Source organism: Niallia endozanthoxylica (assembly GCF_008710145.1).
In the GTDB taxonomy this organism is placed as follows: Bacteria; Bacillota; Bacilli; order Bacillales; family Cytobacillaceae; genus Bacillus_BD; species Bacillus_BD endozanthoxylica.
On sequence record NZ_VYKL01000037.1, the window covers coordinates 1 to 19,869 of the forward strand.

At 37.4% G+C, this 19,869-nt stretch carries 16 protein-coding genes, 8 tRNA genes and 1 rRNA gene; 23 read left to right on the plus strand and 2 right to left on the minus strand.

Going from position 1 to position 19,869, the window contains the following annotated elements; all coding sequences use genetic code 11:
- Positions 1–224 precede the first annotated feature (224 nt).
- The 16 genes from rrf (at position 225) to glmS (ending at position 9,889) form a co-directional block, all read left to right on the plus strand.
- Positions 225–340: ribosomal RNA gene (gene rrf, locus F4V44_RS20820) — 5S ribosomal RNA — on the plus strand.
- 9 nt (positions 341–349) lie between these two features.
- A tRNA-Asn gene (locus tag F4V44_RS20825) sits at positions 350–424 on the plus strand.
- A gap of 32 nt (positions 425–456) precedes the next feature.
- Positions 457–529 (plus strand) — tRNA-Thr (locus F4V44_RS20830).
- A 16-nt stretch (positions 530–545) separates the two neighbouring features.
- A tRNA-Glu gene (locus F4V44_RS20835) sits at positions 546–620 on the plus strand.
- A 53-nt stretch (positions 621–673) separates the two neighbouring features.
- Positions 674–749, plus strand: a tRNA-Val gene (locus F4V44_RS20840).
- A gap of 4 nt (positions 750–753) precedes the next feature.
- Positions 754–829: transfer RNA gene (locus F4V44_RS20845), tRNA-Thr, on the plus strand.
- A gap of 62 nt (positions 830–891) precedes the next feature.
- Positions 892–975: transfer RNA gene (locus F4V44_RS20850), tRNA-Tyr, on the plus strand.
- 71 nt (positions 976–1,046) lie between these two features.
- Positions 1,047–1,121: transfer RNA gene (locus F4V44_RS20855), tRNA-Gln, on the plus strand.
- Between the two features lie 3 nt (positions 1,122–1,124).
- Positions 1,125–1,197 (plus strand) — tRNA-Lys (locus F4V44_RS20860).
- Between the two features lie 162 nt (positions 1,198–1,359).
- Positions 1,360–2,256 carry an arginase gene (gene rocF / locus F4V44_RS20865; protein ID WP_150441941.1) on the plus strand — a complete coding sequence of 299 codons (897 nt, stop codon included), beginning with the start codon at positions 1,360–1,362 and terminating at the stop codon, positions 2,254–2,256.
- 230 nt (positions 2,257–2,486) lie between these two features.
- Complete coding sequence (gene sigW, locus F4V44_RS20870) at positions 2,487–3,050, plus strand: RNA polymerase sigma factor SigW (protein ID WP_150441942.1); 564 nt, start codon at positions 2,487–2,489, stop codon at positions 3,048–3,050.
- Between the two features lie 16 nt (positions 3,051–3,066).
- On the plus strand, positions 3,067–3,714 hold the full coding sequence (locus F4V44_RS20875) for an anti-sigma factor family protein (RefSeq protein ID WP_150441943.1): 648 nt from the start codon (positions 3,067–3,069) through the stop codon (positions 3,712–3,714).
- A 207-nt stretch (positions 3,715–3,921) separates the two neighbouring features.
- Complete coding sequence (gene cdaA, locus F4V44_RS20880) at positions 3,922–4,749, plus strand: diadenylate cyclase CdaA (RefSeq protein ID WP_150441944.1); 828 nt, start codon at positions 3,922–3,924, stop codon at positions 4,747–4,749.
- Entirely contained in the window at positions 4,742–6,013 is a 1,272-nt protein-coding gene (locus F4V44_RS20885; protein ID WP_150441945.1) for a CdaR family protein, read from the plus strand. Before cdaA ends, F4V44_RS20885 begins: the two co-directional genes overlap by 8 nt.
- 120 nt (positions 6,014–6,133) lie before the next feature.
- The gene (glmM, locus tag F4V44_RS20890; RefSeq protein ID WP_150441946.1) at positions 6,134–7,483 is read left to right on the plus strand and encodes a phosphoglucosamine mutase; all 1,350 of its coding nucleotides are present in this window, start codon (positions 6,134–6,136) and stop codon (positions 7,481–7,483) included.
- Between the two features lie 603 nt (positions 7,484–8,086).
- Positions 8,087–9,889, plus strand: coding sequence for a glutamine--fructose-6-phosphate transaminase (isomerizing) (gene glmS, locus F4V44_RS20895; RefSeq protein ID WP_150441947.1), 1,803 nt, complete (start codon positions 8,087–8,089; stop codon positions 9,887–9,889).
- Between the two features lie 352 nt (positions 9,890–10,241).
- On the opposite strand, the gene F4V44_RS20900 is transcribed toward glmS, so the two are convergent.
- The gene (locus F4V44_RS20900) at positions 10,242–11,015 is read right to left on the minus strand and encodes an IclR family transcriptional regulator (protein ID WP_223881994.1); all 774 of its coding nucleotides are present in this window, start codon (positions 11,013–11,015) and stop codon (positions 10,242–10,244) included.
- 347 nt (positions 11,016–11,362) lie between these two features.
- On the opposite strand from F4V44_RS20900, the gene F4V44_RS20905 reads away from it, so the two are divergent.
- From F4V44_RS20905 to F4V44_RS20915, 3 genes are all read left to right on the plus strand, one after another.
- Positions 11,363–12,526 (plus strand): Gfo/Idh/MocA family protein, encoded by a 1,164-nt coding sequence (locus tag F4V44_RS20905; protein ID WP_150441948.1) that lies wholly within the window; start codon positions 11,363–11,365, stop codon positions 12,524–12,526.
- A 118-nt stretch (positions 12,527–12,644) separates the two neighbouring features.
- Positions 12,645–13,841: an MFS transporter gene (locus F4V44_RS20910; RefSeq protein ID WP_150441949.1), complete on the plus strand. Its 1,197-nt coding sequence runs from the start codon at positions 12,645–12,647 to the stop codon at positions 13,839–13,841.
- Positions 13,842–14,273: 432 nt separating this feature from the next.
- On the plus strand, positions 14,274–14,801 hold the full coding sequence (locus F4V44_RS20915) for a hypothetical protein (RefSeq protein ID WP_150441950.1): 528 nt from the start codon (positions 14,274–14,276) through the stop codon (positions 14,799–14,801).
- Positions 14,802–15,115: 314 nt separating this feature from the next.
- Here F4V44_RS20915 and F4V44_RS20920 read toward each other — a convergent pair whose 3' ends face one another.
- Positions 15,116–15,805 carry a helix-turn-helix transcriptional regulator gene (locus F4V44_RS20920; protein WP_150441951.1) on the minus strand — a complete coding sequence of 230 codons (690 nt, stop codon included), beginning with the start codon at positions 15,803–15,805 and terminating at the stop codon, positions 15,116–15,118.
- Positions 15,806–16,466: 661 nt separating this feature from the next.
- Here F4V44_RS20920 and F4V44_RS20925 point away from each other — a divergent pair.
- The 4 genes from F4V44_RS20925 (at position 16,467) to F4V44_RS20940 (ending at position 19,733) form a co-directional block, all read left to right on the plus strand.
- Positions 16,467–16,673 (plus strand): hypothetical protein, encoded by a 207-nt coding sequence (locus tag F4V44_RS20925; RefSeq protein WP_150441952.1) that lies wholly within the window; start codon positions 16,467–16,469, stop codon positions 16,671–16,673.
- Entirely contained in the window at positions 16,648–17,346 is a 699-nt protein-coding gene (gene sdaAB, locus F4V44_RS20930) for an L-serine ammonia-lyase, iron-sulfur-dependent subunit beta (RefSeq protein ID WP_150441953.1), read from the plus strand. Before F4V44_RS20925 ends, sdaAB begins: the two co-directional genes overlap by 26 nt.
- 22 nt (positions 17,347–17,368) lie before the next feature.
- Positions 17,369–18,262 (plus strand): L-serine ammonia-lyase, iron-sulfur-dependent, subunit alpha, encoded by an 894-nt coding sequence (sdaAA, locus tag F4V44_RS20935; RefSeq protein WP_150441954.1) that lies wholly within the window; start codon positions 17,369–17,371, stop codon positions 18,260–18,262.
- Between the two features lie 154 nt (positions 18,263–18,416).
- A complete protein-coding gene (locus F4V44_RS20940; RefSeq protein ID WP_150441955.1) occupies positions 18,417–19,733 on the plus strand; it encodes an aromatic amino acid transport family protein in 1,317 nt (438 codons plus the stop codon).
- Positions 19,734–19,869: the final 136 nt, after the last annotated feature.

Here is a 19,869-nt window from a genome sequence, read left to right on the forward strand (position 1 = left end):
CGTGGTGACACGTGGAGCTGACAAATACTAATCGGTCGAGGACTTAACCACAAATAATAAAGGAACGCTGGCTAAGAACGTCACATCCTGTGACAACGCCTGCGTGACCCACATCCTGTGGGCCTCTTTTTCTTCAGCATTATCTAGTTTTGAGGGAATAATTTTTTAAAAGAACCCCTTGAAAAATTTATAAAAGACATTATAATAGTAAATGTCTTTAAAAGTCTGGTAACAATGGCGAGAAGGTCACACCCGTTCCCATCCCGAACACGGAAGTTAAGCTTCTCAGCGCCGATGGTAGTTGGGGCATTGCCCCTGTGAGAGTAGGACGTCGCCAAGCAATCATTATTCCGCAGTAGCTCAGTGGTAGAGCTATCGGCTGTTAACCGATCGGTCGTAGGTTCGAATCCTACCTGCGGAGCCATTTTTATAATAAGTTTTGGCTTATGAGCTAATGCTTCCATAGCTCAGCAGGTAGAGCACTTCCATGGTAAGGAAGAGGTCATCGGTTCGAATCCGATTGGAAGCTTTTATTAAATTAAAAAGGCCCCTTGGTCAAGCGGTTAAGACACCGCCCTTTCACGGCGGTAACACGGGTTCGAATCCCGTAGGGGTCACCATAATAATATTATGTAAACTTATTGGGTGTAATATTATTATAAAAGGAAATTTTGGAGGATTAGCTCAGCTGGGAGAGCATCTGCCTTACAAGCAGAGGGTCGGCGGTTCGAGCCCGTCATCCTCCACCATAGCGCCGGCCTAGCTCAATTGGTAGAGCAACTGACTTGTAATCAGTAGGTTGGGGGTTCAAGTCCTCTGGCCGGCACCATCCTTTTATTTTTTGATTTCTGTAGTAGCGTCTTATATCTTATAAGAAATATCTAGCATTACGGAGGGGTAGCGAAGTGGCTAAACGCGGCGGACTGTAAATCCGCTCCCTTGGGTTCGGCGGTTCGAATCCGTCCCCCTCCACCATTTCTTTTGAATAAAAAACAAAAGGTAGGACAGGATAATAAATGTCCTTTTTATTTTGTTAAAATTCATATTGGGCTATAGCCAAGCGGTAAGGCAACGGACTTTGACTCCGTCATTCGTTGGTTCGAATCCAGCTAGCCCAGCCATTAGAGCCATTAGCTCAGTCGGTAGAGCATCTGACTTTTAATCAGAGGGTCGAAGGTTCGAGTCCTTCATGGCTCATCTCTTAAAAACCTTAGGATAAATAAAATCCTAAGGTTTTTTTGCATCCCAATCATGCAGCATTTTAACAATTGTTATAAGACCAAATCATAATATAGTAGGAAGAAACTTAAGGGAAATACAAAATGCGATTATCCTTATGCTATTCGTGGAGGTTATATTATGAGGAAATTATCAATTATTGGGATGCCTATGGACCTTGGCCAAATGAGACGTGGTGTAGATATGGGACCTAGTGCGATGCGGTATGCGGGTATATACGAAAATTTAAGCACACTTTTTGATGAAATTGATGATAAGGGGGATATCGCTATTGGCCGGCCTGAGGTTGTGGTTGACCCAAAATCAAATTTGAGAAATTTACAGCTAGTTGCAGAAAAGAACCAGGAATTGGCGAAAGCTGTTTCAAAAGTAGTAGAAGAAGGAGCGTTTCCTCTAGTTTTAGGCGGAGACCATAGTATCGCAATTGGAACATTAGCCGGGATTGCGCAGCATTATAAGACTTTAGGGGTTATTTGGTTTGATGCTCATGGTGATTTAAATACTGCTGAAACGTCACCGACAGGAAACATACACGGGATGCCATTAGCGGTAAACATTGGTTTAGGTCATGAGCTCTTAACTAATATGCTGGGATACAGTCCAAAGGTGAAACCGGAGCATGTTGTCATCATTGGAGCACGGTCTTTGGATGAAGGGGAACGGAAACTAATTAAAGAAAAAGGCATTAAAGTATACACAATGCATGAGGTTGACCGGTTAGGAATGACAAAAGTGATGGAGGAAACCATAGCTTATTTAAAAGATAAGACAGATGGTGTTCATTTATCACTTGATCTGGATGGCTTGGATCCAACAGATGCACCGGGAGTAGGAACACCTGTAACAGGAGGTGTTAGCTATCGTGAGAGCCATCTTGCAATGGAAATGCTCGCTGAATCTGGGATTATTACTTCTGCTGAATTTGTCGAAGTGAATCCAATTCTTGATGAGAAAAATAAAACGGCTGCAGCTGCAGTCAAACTAATGGGTTCATTATTTGGTGAAAAACTATTATAATAAACAAAAAGCGGTAACTATTATCGACAGTTGCTGCTTATTTTTGCCAATCACTATTGTTAAATGATTAACATATAGCAACTTAAAAAGATTTTCAAAATTTCAAATTGAACATCAATACATACATAGTAAATCATTATTAAAACTGAATATGAATAAAGAAGAAATATGAAACCTTTTCCGGTATTGATTCGTATAATCGAATAGCCGCATAGAGCGGAGGTTAAAGAATGGAAGCAATTGTAAAGGCACGGATTAAACAAGTTTTAAAGGGAGATCAAAACGCTTTTGGAGAAATAGTAGAACTATATAAGGATAAAGTGTTTCAATTGTCATTTCGTATGTTAGGTAATAGGCATGAGGCCGAGGATATTGCTCAAGAAGCATTTATTCGCGCATACGTAAACATACAGAGCTACAACATTAACTTAAAGTTTTCAACTTGGCTCTATCGAATTGCCACGAATCTTTGTATTGATCGAATACGAAAGAAGAAACCAGATTATTATCTTGATGCTGAGGTTGCAGGAACTGAGGGGTTGACCATGTATTCCCAAATTCCGGCGAAAACTCCGTTGCCGGAGGATGATGTAGAGAGTCTGGAACTGCAGGATACAATACAAAGAGAAATCTCAAAATTGCCTGAGAAGTACCGTACAGTAATCGTACTGAAGTATATAGAAGAGCTGTCGCTAAATGAAATAAGCGAAATCTTGGATATGCCGCTAGGTACGGTGAAAACAAGAATCCATCGCGGTCGAGAGGCGCTGAGGAAACAATTACGACATGTGTGATAAGAGGGTGAGAACTTTGAAATGTCCAGAAAAATGGGTAGTATATATGCATGAATACTTAGATGATGAGATCTCAGCCGAGCATGAAAAAGAGCTAAGAGAGCATATTCACGTCTGTATGGATTGCAAGGTGCATTTTCATCAATTAAAGAAGACGATTGCCTTAGTGCAAAGTACATCACATATACAAGCTCCGAGTAATTTCACAGCAAATATCATGGCCAATTTGCCAAAGGAAAAGCGAAAAGTGGGAGTAAAGAGATGGTTTACGCACCATCCCTTATTGACTGCGGCTTCTCTTTTTCTCTTGTTAATGTCAGGAAGCTTATTCTCTAGTTGGAATCAGGACCAACAATTCTCTGTTTCCAAACAGCCGAATCTGGTTGTTCAACATGATACGGTCATTGTCCCTGAGGGTGAGGTAGTAAAAGGGGATATCCTAGTTCGGAATGGGAATTTAAAAATTGAAGGTCAAGTTGACGGGAATGTTACGGTTATTAATGGTGAACAATACATGGCATCAGCCGGCAAAGTAACAGGAGAAATAAAAGAAATTAATGAGGTATTTGAATGGTTGTGGTACCACATAAAGGAGACGGGAGAAGAAATCTTTCAAGTCTTTGATGAACAAAAGGTTGTAGGAAAAAGCGACGATAAAGGTTAGTATCTGTTGTTAAGAAAAAACTCTGCTACGGCAGGGTTTTTTCTTGATGGCTATTTCTAATAGTAGAGAAGATATTACTTTCTAGATTTGTATTTGTACCTATTATGGTATAATAGGAAGGATACATAGTGAGAAGATATAAAGTTAATAAAACGCTATTTGATTTTTATGTACCAAAGTTAACAAACAAAAAATGGAGGAAGAACAATGTTGTTTGAAGACTTTCAACTAATGAAATATTTAGCTAATATTGTTGACGTTCTCCTCGTTTGGTACGTCATATATAAAATTATTATGATTGTCAGAGGGACGAAAGCAGTTCAGTTTTTAAATGGAATTTTCGTTATTCTTATCGTTCAGCTGATAAGTGAAGTCTTTCATCTTCAAACTCTTTTCTGGATTACCGATCAAATTATTTCATGGGGCTTTTTGGCCATTATTATTGTCTTTCAACCGGAAATAAGAAGGGCCCTTGAGCAATTAGGCCGGGGAAAGTTCTTCTCTCGAACGAGCTCGCGGGAAGAGGATGATCAGGAAAAAATGATTGAATCCATAATAAAAGCGGTTGATTATATGGCAAAAAGAAGAATAGGTGCTCTTATCTCTCTAGAGATGGAAACCGGGATGAGTGATTACATTGAGACAGGGATTGAAGTCGATTCGAAAATATCATCTGAGCTGTTGATCAATATCTTTATCCCCAATACACCGTTGCATGACGGTGCGGTTATCTTACAAAAAAATAGAGTGGCAGCTGCAGCCTGTTATTTACCATTATCAGAAAGTCCGTTTATATCAAAAGAGCTAGGGACAAGACATCGAGCTGCGATTGGGATTAGTGAAGTAACAGACAGCCTAACAGTGGTAGTATCAGAGGAAACGGGTGCTGTTTCTTTAACGAAAAACGGTAAGCTTCACAGAGAATTGAGCAAGGACGCTTTTCGTGAAATGCTTACAACTGAATTATTAGCATCAAGAACAGAGAAACAAGCTTCTTCAGCTCGCTGGAACTGGAGGGGGAAAAAACATGGATAAATGGCTTGATCAATTGACAGATAGTAAGCTGTTTATGAAATTAGTAGCTTTATTGTTAGCATTGTTATTATTTGGCACCGTCTACGACAGCAGTAAAGGAACCAATGATATAAATGTTCCAGGCAGCGAACAATCAGAGGTGATCTCAGATATACCGGTGAAAAGTTATTACGATACTGATAATCTGGTCATAACCGGTGTTCCGGAGAAGGTAGAGGTAACGCTAAAAGGCCCGACACCTAATTTACAAGCTGCAAAGACTCAAAGGGATTTTGAAGTATATGCTGACCTTTCAAATGTAGAGGTTGGAAAACAGCGAATAAAGCTGCAAATTAGGGATTTATCTGAAAAATTAGATGCTTCGATTAATCCGACATATATAGAAGTAAATGTACAAGAAAAGGTTACAAAGGAATTTACGATTGAGGCAGAGTTTAATCATAAAATGGTAGCTGATGGTTACGGGGCTGGTAAGCCTGTTGTGAAACCGAGTAAAGTAAAAATTACCGGCGGAAAAGATGTAATGGATAAAATTAGTTATGTAAAGGCTATTATTGAAATGAATAAAACGGTAAGTGAAACGGTTAATGAATCAGCAAGAATTACCGTTCTTGATAAAGATTTAAACAAGTTAAAAGTTATTGTTGATCAAGAAGTAGTGAATGTAACGATTCCTATAAATAAGCTAAGCAAGACAGTGAAAATTGATATTGTTGAGAAAGGGACACCACCAGATGGAGTATCCATTGATTCAATTACATTGGATACAAATGAAGCTTCTATCTCAGCCAATCAGGACATTTTGGACAAGACAGAATCCGTTAAAGTAGAAGTAGACGTCAGTACAGTGAAGGAAAGTACAGAATTAACACTTCCTATCATCATCTCCGATGGAATAAAAGAAGTCAGTCCAAAAACTGTTAAAGCCACTGTAAAAGTCAGCGCCGGCAGTGAAGAAACGGCCGTAACTGAAGTGGAATCAACGAAAACACTAGAAAAGCTTCCAATCCGTTTTAATGGATTAACTGAGAACTATAGTGCTGTTTTTCGAGATCCTTCAAGTGGAAGTCTTGATTTAATAGTAACTGGAACAGAGAACGAACTAGCTGATATCAAAGAATCTGATTTTCAATTATCTATTAATGTGGCGGAGCTGACTGAAGGGGAGCATAAAATTCCACTCGATGTTAAGGGTCCAGAGAATGTATCTTGGACAGCGGCAACGGATACGATTACAGTTGCCATTGAAGAAAAACAAGCCTAAAATCTAATTACTAATACAATGATTATGACAGCAAACAAAAAACAACTGATATAGAGGGTGACATAATGGTTGCTCCCTCTATATCATTGAGGAATAATCCTAGAAGGAGCGATTCAAACAATGGGTAAATATTTCGGTACTGATGGAGTTAGGGGAGTGGCAAACAGTGAGTTAACGCCAGAACTAGCTTTCAAATTAGGACGCTTTGGCGGTTTTGTATTAACTAAAAACCATGATAGACCAAAGGTATTAATAGGGCGTGACACACGTATTTCTGGGCATATGTTGGAAGGAGCTCTTGTTGCAGGTCTTCTTTCCATTGGCGCAGAAGTTATGCGTTTGGGTGTCATTTCCACCCCAGGGGTTTCTTATTTAACTAAAGCAATGGGAGCACAGGCAGGAGTTATGATTTCTGCTTCTCATAATCCAGTGGCTGATAATGGGATAAAGTTCTTTGGTCCGGACGGATTTAAATTATCTGATGACCAGGAAAATGAAATCGAGCAGCTGATGGATATGGAGGAGGATCAATTGCCAAGACCTGTTGGAGCGGATTTAGGTCTTGTAAATGATTATTTTGAGGGTGTACAAAGATATTTACAATATTTAAAACAAACGGTTGATGAAGACTTTTCCGGTATACATATTGCTTTAGATTGCGCACATGGGGCAACATCTAACCTTGCGACGTATTTATTTGCTGATCTCGATGCAGATCTTTCAACAATGGGTGCTTCACCTAACGGATTAAATATTAACGATGGTGTGGGCTCCACACATCCTGAAGCGCTAGCAGCCTTTTTAAAAGAAAAAGGAGCAGATGTAGGGCTTGCCTTCGACGGTGACGGCGACCGTTTAATCGCAATCGATGAAAATGGAGAAATCGTAGACGGCGATCAAATCATGTATATTTGTGCAAAGTATATGAAAGAGCATGGAATGTTGAAGCATAGTACGGTAGTTTCAACAGTTATGAGTAATTTAGGTTTTTACAAGGCATTAGAAACGCAAGGAATTAAGAGCATTCCAACTGCAGTAGGAGACCGCTATGTTGTTGAAGAGATGAAGAAAAGCGGTTTCAACTTAGGCGGAGAGCAATCAGGTCATATTATTTTCCTTGATTACAATACAACAGGTGATGGATTGTTAACAGGTGTTCAGCTTGTCAATATTATGAAGATGACAAAGAAGCCGCTATCTGAGCTTGCTGCTGAAATGAGGAAGTATCCGCAAAAGCTTGTTAACATTCGTGTAAAGGACAAGCACCATGTAACTGAAAATGAAAAAGTAAGCAAGGTTATCCAGGAAGTTGAAGAGGAAATGAACGGAAATGGCCGTATACTCGTTCGTCCTTCAGGAACCGAACCGCTTGTTCGTGTGATGGCCGAAGCATCAACAGAAGAGCTTTGCGAGTCATATGTCAGCCGCATTGCGCAAGTCGTTGAAACAGAAATGGGATTAACGGAATAAAAACATAGTATAGAAGGTGTCAGGCACCGCAAAAGACAAAATGAGTGAAATTGTCCATGTGCGGTGCCTGACACCTTTATTTTTTTTATGCATATTTTAATTGTATAAATCCAAAAATGAATAAAAATGGCCAACATTGACGAAGGTTATAAAGTAGTGTATGATGTTCTTGTTTCTGAACATTTTTGGGAGCAGCACATATGATGATGAGGGAGGCGGGGGAAAGATAATAAATAATCATTTTATAAAAGCGCCTGAACTACACCTAGAATGATAGGTGATAGTTGACGAGGAGGAGGTTTATCGAAGTTTCGGCGGATGCCTCCCGGTTGAAAAGCACAACCGAAAAGCTCTTTCTTAAATCATTAAGGCAACTTAATGGACAAAGGGAAGGGCATGCTAATAAATGATAAGATCAAAAGGTCTGTCATGTTTGATAAAAGATAATAATACAGAGATAAGGGGACAAGAATGTCCCGAATACTGTTCAAAATATCTCTTGCAGATATTATGCGACCGATCGCACTTATTGTTTGTGAGCAGTTGATCATTTTGAACTTTTATAAAAGACTTCTTGTCCCCTTATAGGGAGGAAGAAGAAATATGTGTGGAATAGTAGGATATATTGGTAACCAGGATTCAAAAGAGGTTTTATTAAAAGGTTTAGAAAAACTTGAGTATAGAGGTTATGATTCTGCCGGTATCGCCCTTATGAGTGGTGACGGAGTACAAGTGTTTAAAGAGAAAGGCCGCATTGCTGATTTACGTAATGTCGTTGATTATGATTTGTTGGCGAATACAGGAATTGGTCACACTCGTTGGGCTACGCACGGTGTACCAAGTCAAACGAATGCACATCCACATAAAAGTAATTCTGGGCGTTTCACACTCGTTCATAACGGTGTGATTGAGAACTATGAATTAATCCAGAATGAGTTTTTGATGGATGTTCCATTAATGAGTGATACGGATACGGAAATCATTGTTCAGCTTGTCGAGTTATTTGTTAATAAAGGAATAGATGTAGAAAAAGCCTTCTGTCAAACACTTGAGCTTCTGAAAGGCTCTTATGCCATTGCTTTAATGGATGAGCAAAATCCTGATATTATTTATGTGGCAAAAAATAAAAGTCCGCTCTTAGTTGGTATTGGAGAAGATTTCAACGTAGTGGCGAGTGATGCATTGGCTATGCTGCAAGTCACAGATCAATTTGTTGAAATTATGGATAAAGAAATTGTTATCGTGAAGAAAAACGAAGTAACAATCAAAACGCTTGCGGGTGAAGTAATTGAGCGTAATCCTTATCGTGCTGAACTAGATGCCAGCGATATTGAAAAAGGAACGTATCCGCACTTTATGCTGAAGGAAATCGATGAACAGCCGTTAGTTCTTCGCAAAATTATTCAAAAGTATCGCAGTGAAAAGGGCGAGTTGGAGATTGATCAGGAAATTGTGAAGGCAGTTAATGAATCTGACCGGATTTATATTATTGCTGCAGGTACTTCCTATCATGCAGGTTTGGTAGGGAAACAGTTCATTGAAAAGCTCGCAGCTGTACCAGTTGAAGTTCATATTGCGAGCGAATTTGGTTATAACATGCCATTATTATCTGCCAAGCCGTTGTTTATTTTTATTTCACAAAGCGGTGAAACAGCAGACAGCCGTGCCGTGTTAGTTCAGATTAAAGAACTTGGCCATAAAGCATTAACCATCACAAATGTTCCTGGTTCAACATTATCCAGAGAAGCTGACTTTACATTACTGCTTCATGCCGGTCCAGAAATTGCTGTTGCTTCAACAAAAGCTTATACGGCTCAGTTAGCTGTATTATCTATCCTTGCTGAGGTTGTGGCAAGAAGCAAGGGGAAAGAAATTGGCTTTGACCTTTCTAGAGAGCTTGGAATTGCTGCAAATGCAATGGAAATTCTTTGTGACAGTAAAGAAGAATTTGAAAAAATGGCCCATGAATATGTATCAACAACAAGAAATGCCTTCTTTATCGGGCGTGGAGTGGACTACTATGTATGTCTAGAAGGTTCACTAAAATTAAAAGAAATTTCCTATATCCAAGCGGAAGGTTTTGCAGGCGGAGAATTGAAGCACGGAACAATTGCTTTAATTGAGGACGGTACTCCAATTATTGCCTTGGCAACACAAGAAAGCGTCAATTTAAGTATCCGCGGAAACGTGAAAGAGGTCGTAGCCCGCGGCGCAAATCCATGCATTATCTCCATGAAGGGTCTCGAAATGGCTGATGATCGTTTCGTCATTCCAGAAGTGCATGAATTATTAACACCTCTTATCTCTGTCATCCCAATGCAGCTTTTCGCCTACTACGCAGCCCTGCACCGCAACTGCGACGTCGACAAGCCGCGTAACCTAGCTAAATCAGTAACAGTTGAGTAAGAAGAAGCAGAAGGTTCGGTTCAATTATAAAAAGACAAAAAGTTTTATACTGAATAAAAAGTTCTATACTGATAAGGTCTTAGAAAATACCTCTAACGATGGTTAGGGGTATTTTTTGTCATTTTAATTGAAATTGAGCAAGTTTTAGCTAGAACAAGTGATTCTAAGGTTTGGAGAGCTAGTTAAAATTATTGAATAAAACTACTTTTTTAGTCCATACCTTTTGAATAATTCGGGGAATTTGTCAAAAGAAAAGCCTTTGCATAGAGCAAGGGCTTTTTTGGATAGTTGCAAAGGTAATTATTGAGTATGTAATCCATTATTTCAGAAAAAATAATGGATTGAGGGTACTTTATTTTTCTATTTCAAAGTGTTGGTGGATCTGTTGACAAGTTTTGCGAAGAGCAGTTGCTAGCTTTTCCTCATTCCCATAAAAGCGAGTGGTTGGGAGTGGGATTGAGATAGCACTTAAATTTTTCATACGATCAAAAACAACTGCGCCTACCGCGCAAATTCCATGAATGTGCTCTTCTCTGGCATAAGTAACACCTTCTTTACGAGCTGCTTCTAACTCCTTTAAGAGTTCATTACGATTTGTAATTGTCGTATCAGTATACTTTGTTAATTGCTCCGGTAACAGATTTTCAACCTCAGTTATAGGTAAGGAGGCGAGGATAGCTTTTCCATTTGCTGTACAGTGTAATGGAAAAGCTGCTCCTGGTTGTGAAGTCGCTTGTAAAGGATGTGGAGCGATAATTTGATCCACAAAAAGCACTTTTCCGTTATCTAAAACCGAGAGATCGACCGTTTCATTTACTTCCTTAGATAGTTGTATTAAAAATGGCCTAATTTCTTCTCTAAGGTCACTATGGACAGCAGCAGCAAGCATTGCGATTTCAGGACCAAGACGGATACCGCCAGAAGCAGAGACTTGCGCGACAAAATTTTCTTGTTCTAGTGTATAAACAATTCGTTGTACTGTTGATCTTGCTAATCCCACTTCTTTTGCAATCTGTGACAGGCTTAAACCTTTTGGATGATCCCTAAGAGTCCTCAGTATGTTAGCCGCACGGGAAATAACTTGAACACTAGATGTCTTATTTTGAATTTGATTATCGTTATTCACAGTGTGTACTCCTTCCACCTTATATCCCAATTTAATTATATCTGAAGTTTTGATCTTTCATATAGAATTTCTGTTCTTGATCAAATGTGTAAAAATTAACTTTCAAGTTCTTTGTCATAAACATACCCAATTGTATCAACGATTTTACTCACTATACTCTATCATAACTGATAATTGTATGAAGAAAACAATCTGATTGACAAAGGTGTTCTAAATTCATTATACTCAATTTAACCATATAATGATACATGTGTATCGCATTACGGTTAATATTTTTTAGAGTTATTGCATACTATTAATTTTTTATCATGATTTTTTAAACATTTAAAAATTAGAGGTCGATAGATATGAGTTTCATAAAAGTTGGCGTAATCGGAGTAGGAAATATGGGCAGTTCACATATTCAATTACTAGATAAAGGACAGATTGAAGGCGCAACATTAACGGCCATTTGTAGTAGGAATGAAAGTCGAATTGAATGGATAAAAAATCATACTGAAGGAGATATGCAAATTTTCCGGGATGAAGAGACCTTCTTTAGTGAATCAGGAATTGATGCAGTTCTTATTGCGACACCGCATTACAGTCATCCCGAGCTAGCAAAAAAAGCCTTTGCTAAAGGGATACATGTCCTCATTGAAAAACCGGCAGGCGTCTTCACAAAAAGTGTGTTGGAAATGAATGAAGCAGCTAAAGCAAGTGGTAAAGTGTTTAGTATCATGTATAATCAAAGGGCAAATCCCCTTTATCAAAAATTGAGGGACCTTATTCATTCAGGAGAACTTGGTGAGATGAAGCGGACCAATTGGATAGTGACTGATACTTACCGTTCACAAAGTTATTATGATTCAAGTAAATGGAGGGCCACATGGAAAGGTGAAGGCGGCGGTGTTATATTAAATCAGGCACTTCACCAATTAGATATTTGGCAGTGGACGACAGGGTATATGCCAAAACGGATTCATGCAATGTCTAGCGTAGGAAAGTACCATGATATTGAGGTTGAAGATGATGCAACAGTATATGTCGAATATGAAAATGGGGCGACCGGTGTATTTATTGCTTCAACAGGAGAAGTACCAGGCACGAATCGCTTTGAGATTATTGGAGATCGCGGGAAAATTGTTGTTGAAAATGAGGAACTTACTTTCTACCAATTAACACAATCAGAACGTGAATTTAATAAGACGTACAAAGGCGGTTTCGGTAAGCCGGAATGGAGGAAAATTGATATTCTTGTAAAAAGTGAAAATGCAAATCATGCAAGCATTATTCAAAACTGGATTGATTCAATTAGTAAAGGTTCACCTTTACTTGCACCAGGAGAAGACGGGATAAAGGCTTTAGAAATTTCAAATGCTATTTATTTATCTTCTTGGTCAAACGAAATGGTTGAACTGCCCGTCGATCCAGACCATTATTATGAAAAATTACAAGAAAAAATCAGCGCTTCTACATTTGAGAAAAAGAATGTAACGAACACAACATTAGATGTAAAAGGGACTCATTAATAATTTTAACTATTGGCTTACTGGAATTGGAAATGAAGCTTTTACAAATAAAAAATAATCTGTTTAGAAAAATATGAAACAAAGTACTTTATTGTTTTGGAAATAGGAGGGTATAGGGGTGAATACATCGAAATTATGGACAAAAGATTTTATTATCATGTCCGCATCCACCTTTTTTGGGAGTTTGACCTTTTACTTATTAATAACGACTTTAACTGTTTATGCGATTGAAGAATTTCACGCTTCACAAAGCATGGCGGGTCTAGTGTCTAGTATATTTGTAGTGGGTGCACTAGTTTCACGTATTTTTGCTGGCAAATATATTGAAATCATTGGACGTAAAAAGATGCTTTATGGCGGATTATTTTTATTTTTGATTGTGATGCTGTTATATTTTATTGTAGAAAACATGAACGTATTATTATTTATTCGATTTATTCATGGAGCAGCGTTTGGGGTGTTTACCACAGCTATAGCAACAATTATCATGGATATTATTCCGAATGAACGTAGAGGAGAAGGAATAAGCTATTTTTCATTAAGTATAACTCTTGCAATGGCAGTTGGCCCTTTCCTAGGTCTTTATATCAGCGAACAAGGAAGTTTTACGATAATATTTGCAGCTTGTACACTTTTCTCTCTCATAAGTACTATTATTTTATTATTTGTGCATATCCCTGAAGGAGATATCACAGAAGAACAGCTTGATGCGATGAAAGGTTTTAAGTTGAAAGATTTTTTCGAAATAAAGGCTGTTCCTATCTCCATCATTATTGCAATTATGGGTTTTGCTTACTCAGGAATCCTGTCATTTATTAACTCTTATGCAAAAGAAATTAATTTAATAGAGGCTGCAAGTTTCTTCTTTCTTGTATATGCTGTTTTCATCTTGGTTTCAAGACCATTTACTGGACGGTTATTAGATAAAAGAGGAGATAACATTGTTATGTATCCGGCGTTAATATTATTTGTGATTGGATTAGTTACTCTTAGTCAAGCTAACCAAGGATTCATTCTCCTTCTAGCAGGAGCGCTAATTGGTCTTGGATTTGGAACGATGAATTCTTGCTGTCAAGCAATTGCTATAAAGGAATCACCGCGTCACCGAGTGGGGCTTGCAACCTCAACCTTTTACGTATTTATGGATTCAGGAGTAGGATTTGGCCCTTATCTATTAGGATTTATCATTCCTATAGTTGGTTTTCGCGGGTTGTATTTTACCTTGGCAGTAGTCGTATTCGCGAGTATCTTTTTATACTATGTACTCCATGGAAAAAAGAAACGTATAGAAAACAATATCCTACAGGCGAGCTAGTATTTAAAGTTACTTATTTTCGTAACCTATCGTTATATGGATTGGTTAGAAGCTAGACCAAAGTTCGGGGCTGGATCCAATACGGGTTCAGTCCTTTTTTATTGTTATTCCAGATCATCTTCTCTCCTTTTCGCAGCCATACTTGATTATAGTGACTAAAACACGGTTTTTAGCTTTTTCAATTGCTAAATCTAGCTGCAAATATTTGTGCTACTATTTAGATAAAAGGTAATATTGGAAGGACGATTAGTAGAATGGGTAGATGGTTTTGAAAAAACATATATAGACTTGGCATATCAATTATGTTGAGAACAAGGATGTTGAAACAATAGAAAAGGATTTGTAACTAGTAAGCGAAGTTCTTCGTAGCCTTATTGTAAAGGGAATTTATGCTTTAATGCTATAATTAGTTCACAGTGGGAGAACGATAATATGAGTTTAATTATATTAATGGGTATGATAGGAATGTTGCTGGTGCTTTTTTTTAAAAGGCCATTAATAGATAGGGTTGGTAAAGATAATAAACTAGTTTATAAGCTAAGAGATGCAAAATGGTTTCAAAACCATTGGTTATCTGGAATATTCTTATTTGGTCTGAACGGAGTTTTCTTCTTTTTAACGGTTACTTTTCTTTATATGTTGATGTATTTATTTATTCCGTTTATTCATCTTATTGTTATGTTTATTGCTGTCATTGCAAGTATCTATGTTTGGATTTTAATAAATAAGGCCTGGGAAGGTACGAGAAATAACCGTTTGAAAATGGCGGCTGTAGGAAGCAGTTTTTATATTCTCTTAACCTTTATTTTTGTCTTTTGGTTAGTAAACTTGAAACCTTCTTATCCGGGTGAGGATACTTTTATGGGAGCTATTGGATTAGTTTTTGCTATCATAGTGACTTTGAGTGCATTTGTTACATGTTTTGTTATTACAGGGTTTTCCAAGGGGAAGGTCATTTGAAAGCGATAAAGATTACTGGGTGTTTAAAAGGTCTTCTGCGGTTAGGTAAGCTTATCCATTTGAATTGACTGCACCGTTCTACTCTGCTAAGGATTAGCTCCTTTGATACGTATAGGGCGAATGGTGCTTGGCTATTTTACGTAACAAAGCTTTTCTTGTCACAACTCCATGTATCCAGTGTTCAAGGAAACAACTTGTACAGGAATGTGCATCGTACAAACATAAGTCTAATTTACAATCCCGCTTGCCATTTGAAACCTTTTTCAAATGGCCTAAGCAATAAGTAGAAATTAAACAATTTTATCATGAACAGCTTAAGTGTTATCGTTCGTTTGAAGATACTTTTCGTTGCGTGTAATCATTTGAAGATAACGATATACACTTGATTCCGACATTCCCATAATATCAGCCACTTCATTTATTGTACCTTTAATATCAAATATCCCGTGTTCTTTTAATTTGGAAATGGCAAGTCTCTTTTGTTCAGGTGATAATTGTGCTCCAGATTCTAATATATCTTTATCTACTACTGCATAAATGATATTTCGAATATTATCGGTAAGTTTTTCAACCGGTTGTTCCTTATCCGTTTCTTTTTCGATATGCTCTATATCTAAGCTTAGATTGGCTAATTTTAATATATCCTTTGCTACCTTCCTATAGGCATCGGCGTCAAAATTTATACATAAAAGACCTTGTAATTGACCTTCATGATCTTTTATAAATAAAGTTGATGAGCGGAACTTTTTACCCCTTGGTCCTTCTCCAACATAATCCACAACATAATCCTTATTTAAATATACTTTTTCGTTGATTAATTTTTTTGCATAGTCAGTTAATGGACCATTTAAAGATCTTCCGCTTAACTCTCCATTAACTATGTGCCCAATATGAGAACCTCCATTAGGATTTAAAACATGTAAAACAAATTCATAATTAGATCCTAAAATTGCCCCGAAATAATTCATTATATTTTGATAGTGTCGAAATAGTTCCTTATCCAACTGAGTATTCCTCCTTATAAGAGTAATCCGTATCCCTAAATTAATTCACTATGAAATGCCCTGCTTATTCTTAGGTAGCTTCCTTTTTTGTTCAGCTCTAGCTAACCAAGCTTCAGACCTTTCACGACAAGGATTTTGTTTAATAATGAAGCCAGCATTGTAAATAGATAGATAAATCTATTATAACAAGGTTTTTGGAACTTTACAGGAAGAAAAATTAATCGTATTGTCACGGATTTTGGTTATTTATTAAAATTACAGGTTGGGAAGGGAAAGATAATCATTCCAGAAAATCACTAAAATTAAATATATTGCAATACTAAAACTATAATGCATTTTAAAAACATTCCAAATTATAATAATAAATTTTCATAAAAATAATTTATTATCATTTCATTGACATTATGCGCAGGTATATGGTATTTTATGCGTGTGGTAATAAAAAATAATTACTGTAATAAATTTTTCTAAAGTTTTAGAAAAGGATTAGGTTAAACGATCGTTGTTTTGATAGAACGAATGGAAACAAATATTGTGGCAACGATAATTTCTCTGAGTGTTCAATAAGTACCCAAAAGAATGGGAAGTTCAATTTTTGCCACTGTTGAAAACCCTTACATATCAGGCGTTATTATTCCTTTAGTTGGAATGAAACCCGAAAATGAATGTTGGTGATCATTCTACTGCAGTTTTTGTTGCTATTGAACCTCTTACTCAAGCTGACATGATTGCAGCGAATCCGATCCTTGCTTTTGGAACAAATGTTAGAACTGGAATACTCAGAAAAGATTCCGGAGTAGTAATTCCGACAATTGGTATGGCAACTATGGGAGGAAACTTATATGAACATGAACGTAGTACCTATTAAAGAAAAAAAAGTTATTAATTACAAAAGTTGTTTTGATGTGATTGGACCGGTTATGATAGGGCCCTCGAGTTCGCATACTGCAGGTGCCTTAGCTATTGGAGCAGTTGCCAATAAGTTATTTCAAGGTCTTCCGAAAAAAGTAGTGGTGAAGTATTATGAATCATTTGCTGAAACTCATAAAGGACATGGAACGGACTTTGCCATTATTGCTGGTGTATTAGGATTTGCTACTGATGATAGTAGAGTTCCTATTGCTATTAAAATAGCAGAATCTAAAGGAATTGATATTACCTTCATTGAAGAAGCAGGTGACAGTCCTGTTGGTCATCCGAATACTGCAGATATTTATCTGGAGGATGAAAGTAGATGTGTTAGAGCACTGGGGATTTCAGTCGGTGGCGGTTTAATTGAAGTTAAACATACAGAGATTGATGGATTTAGCTTAAATCTTCAAGGGCCATTGCCGGTTCTTATAGCAATCTCCGAAAGAGATGATCTTGAATTTGTCTTACGTAGGGTCTTTAAACAATATAATGTGGAAATTACCAATTTTAATAGTTTGGAAAAGGACGGTAAATATCTCTATGCGTTTGATCTAGATAATCAATTGCCTAGTGATGTTCAGAAGGAATTGAGGGCTTTTAGCGGTACAGCTAATATCATTATTCTTTAATGAGATAGGGGTGTTAAATTTTATGTACATGAGCATAAAGGAAATTATAGATGCGGCTAATCAAAGGCAAAAGCCAATTTATGAATTAGCCATTGAACAGGAAATGGAACAAACGAAAGCTTCTTATGAAGAAATTTGGAGCAAGATGGAAAAGAATTTAGTGACTATGGAAAATTCTATAAATAAAAGTATTGAAGGCGATGGGGTATTTTCTCCAACTGGTTTAACCGGAGGAGACGCTGTAAAAATAAAAAAATATCGAGAAAGCGGAAAAACCCTTTCTGGAGATATGATGATGTTCGGGGTCCAAAGTGCTATCGGTGTTAATGAGGTAAATGCTTCGTTAGGGGTTATATGTGCAACTCCAACAGCAGGCGCGAGTGGAACGATCCCAGGAGTACTATTTACTATTAGTGATACGTTAAAGCTAAGTCATGAAGATAAAGTCCATTTTCTATTCACTTCGGCATTATTTGGAATGATTGTTGCAAATAACGCTTGTATTGCCGGAGCGTTCGGAGGATGTCAAGCTGAAGTAGGCAGTGCATCGGCAATGGCAGCTGCAGCAGCAGTGGAAGCTGCCGGAGGAACACCACAGCAATCTTCTGAGGCTTTCTCAACTGCATTACAAAATTTACTCGGTTTAGTTTGTGATCCGGTTGCTGGTTTGGTAGAAATTCCTTGTGTAAAGAGAAACGCGATTGGCGCGGCAAATGCTTTAGTAGCAGCGGACCTTGCATTAGCTGGCGTAACCAATATTATTAATGCTGACGAAGTGGTTGAAGCCATGTATAGAGTTGGAAGACAGATGCCTCGCGAATTAAGAGAGACAGGTTTAGGTGGAGTGGCAGCCACACCTACAGGTATTGCTATTAAAAGTAAAATTTTCGGAGAGAAAGTACTGCAGCCACAGTAATAATTAACTTTTATTATACATTTAAAATGTTTTGAAAACGCCAACAACTGATCCTATTGGCGACTAGTGAAAGCAATTCAATTTTCAAGAATGGTTTTTATTCCTATGTTATAAAAAAGAGGCATAAGAGCAGGAAACAAGGAGGAATTATTAGATGAATGGGAATACTGCTAGAAAACTAGAATATTATGAAGATCCTTCGTTAAAAAAAGAAAACTATCCAGACCCTAAAAAGTGGCATAAACAAGACACCACTTGGGCACTGAGCCTTTTTGGAACAGCGATTGGAGCTGGAGTACTCTTCTTACCTATTAATGCAGGTTCAGGAGGTTTATTATCATTATTGTTAATTACCGTACTTGCATTTCCTGTCATGTACTACTCGCATCGAGCACTTGCGAAAATGATATACGCTTCTAATTCTGCTGAAGAGGGAATTACAGGTACGATAAGAGAGTATTTCGGAAATAAGGCAAGTATTGTTTTTAACATCGTATATTTCGTTTCCATTTATACTATCGTGCTGATGTATTCAGTGGCTCTTACAAATACTGCTAGTAGTTTCATGGTAAACCAATTGCATATGAGTGAGCCTCCAAGAGCTATTTTATCGCTTGTATTAGTACTCGGTCTTATCGCTATATTGAATTTTGGTCAGGATATCACTGTAAAAGTAATGAGTATGCTAGTATATCCTTTTATCATTTCATTGCTTTTTATCGCCATTTCATTGATTCCAAAGTGGAATACGTCAATGCTTAGTTTTTCAAGTGTTTCTAGTGCTTCAACAGGAACAGGAATTTTTACAACAATCTTGATGGTACTGCCAATTATCGTATTTTCGTTCAATCATTCTCCTATTATTTCGTCATTTGTTATGAAACAGAGAGCAACCTATGGAATAGAGGCTGTTGACGCCAAAAGTGCTCAAATACAGAAAGTTTGTTATATCATGACATTCGGTGTTGTTATGTTCTTTGTTTGGAGCAGTGTATTAAGTTTGACTCCAAATGATCTTGTTATGGCAAAAGAACAGAACTTATCTATCTTATCCTATCTTGCTAATGAACTTAATTCACCTCTAGTAACTATTGCAGCTCCTATCATTGCTTTTGTGGCTATCACAAAATCTTTCCTTGGTCACTATGTTGGAGCATATGAGGTAATGCGTGACATGATCATTAAGTCTGGTAAAGCTCGTGGTAAAGATATCAAAGAAAAAACAATTAAAACATCAATCCTTGTGTTTGTTGTATTAACATGCTGGTATGTTGCTTATGCAAATCCAAGTATTCTTGGACTTATTGATTCTCTAAGCGGTCCGCTAGTTGCTGCTATCTTATGTGTGTTACCAATGTATGCAATCCGTAAAGTTCCTGTACTATCTAAGTACAGAGGAAAACTTAGCAATGTGTTTGTTATTGTTGTGGGTGTACTTACAATTTTAGCAAGTCTGAACTCATTATTTTAATTAAATCATTCACTTCTATATCTGTTGGGCTTGATCAGATGGCTTGTTATTGTCACCTGAAAAAGCTCTTTTTTCTTTATTGGCTATGTTAACGAATCATGTTAATCAGTCGGATTTTTGACTCATCCGTGAGAAA

Bases quoted from the DNA above. Each gene is read 5' to 3' on its own strand.
- rocF (WP_150441941.1), top strand. From the start codon at position 1,360: ATGAGGAAATTATCAATTATTGGGATGCCTATGGACCTTGGCCAAATG.
- sigW (WP_150441942.1), top strand. From the start codon at position 2,487: ATGGAAGCAATTGTAAAGGCACGGATTAAACAAGTTTTAAAGGGAGAT.
- cdaA (WP_150441944.1), top strand. From the start codon at position 3,922: ATGTTGTTTGAAGACTTTCAACTAATGAAATATTTAGCTAATATTGTT.
- F4V44_RS20885 (WP_150441945.1), top strand. From the start codon at position 4,742: ATGGATAAATGGCTTGATCAATTGACAGATAGTAAGCTGTTTATGAAA.
- glmM (WP_150441946.1), top strand. From the start codon at position 6,134: ATGGGTAAATATTTCGGTACTGATGGAGTTAGGGGAGTGGCAAACAGT.
- glmS (WP_150441947.1), top strand. From the start codon at position 8,087: ATGTGTGGAATAGTAGGATATATTGGTAACCAGGATTCAAAAGAGGTT.
- F4V44_RS20905 (WP_150441948.1), top strand. From the start codon at position 11,363: ATGAGTTTCATAAAAGTTGGCGTAATCGGAGTAGGAAATATGGGCAGT.
- F4V44_RS20915 (WP_150441950.1), top strand. From the start codon at position 14,274: ATGAGTTTAATTATATTAATGGGTATGATAGGAATGTTGCTGGTGCTT.
- F4V44_RS20925 (WP_150441952.1), top strand. From the start codon at position 16,467: ATGAATGTTGGTGATCATTCTACTGCAGTTTTTGTTGCTATTGAACCT.
- sdaAB (WP_150441953.1), top strand. From the start codon at position 16,648: ATGAACATGAACGTAGTACCTATTAAAGAAAAAAAAGTTATTAATTAC.
- sdaAA (WP_150441954.1), top strand. From the start codon at position 17,369: ATGTACATGAGCATAAAGGAAATTATAGATGCGGCTAATCAAAGGCAA.
- F4V44_RS20940 (WP_150441955.1), top strand. From the start codon at position 18,417: ATGAATGGGAATACTGCTAGAAAACTAGAATATTATGAAGATCCTTCG.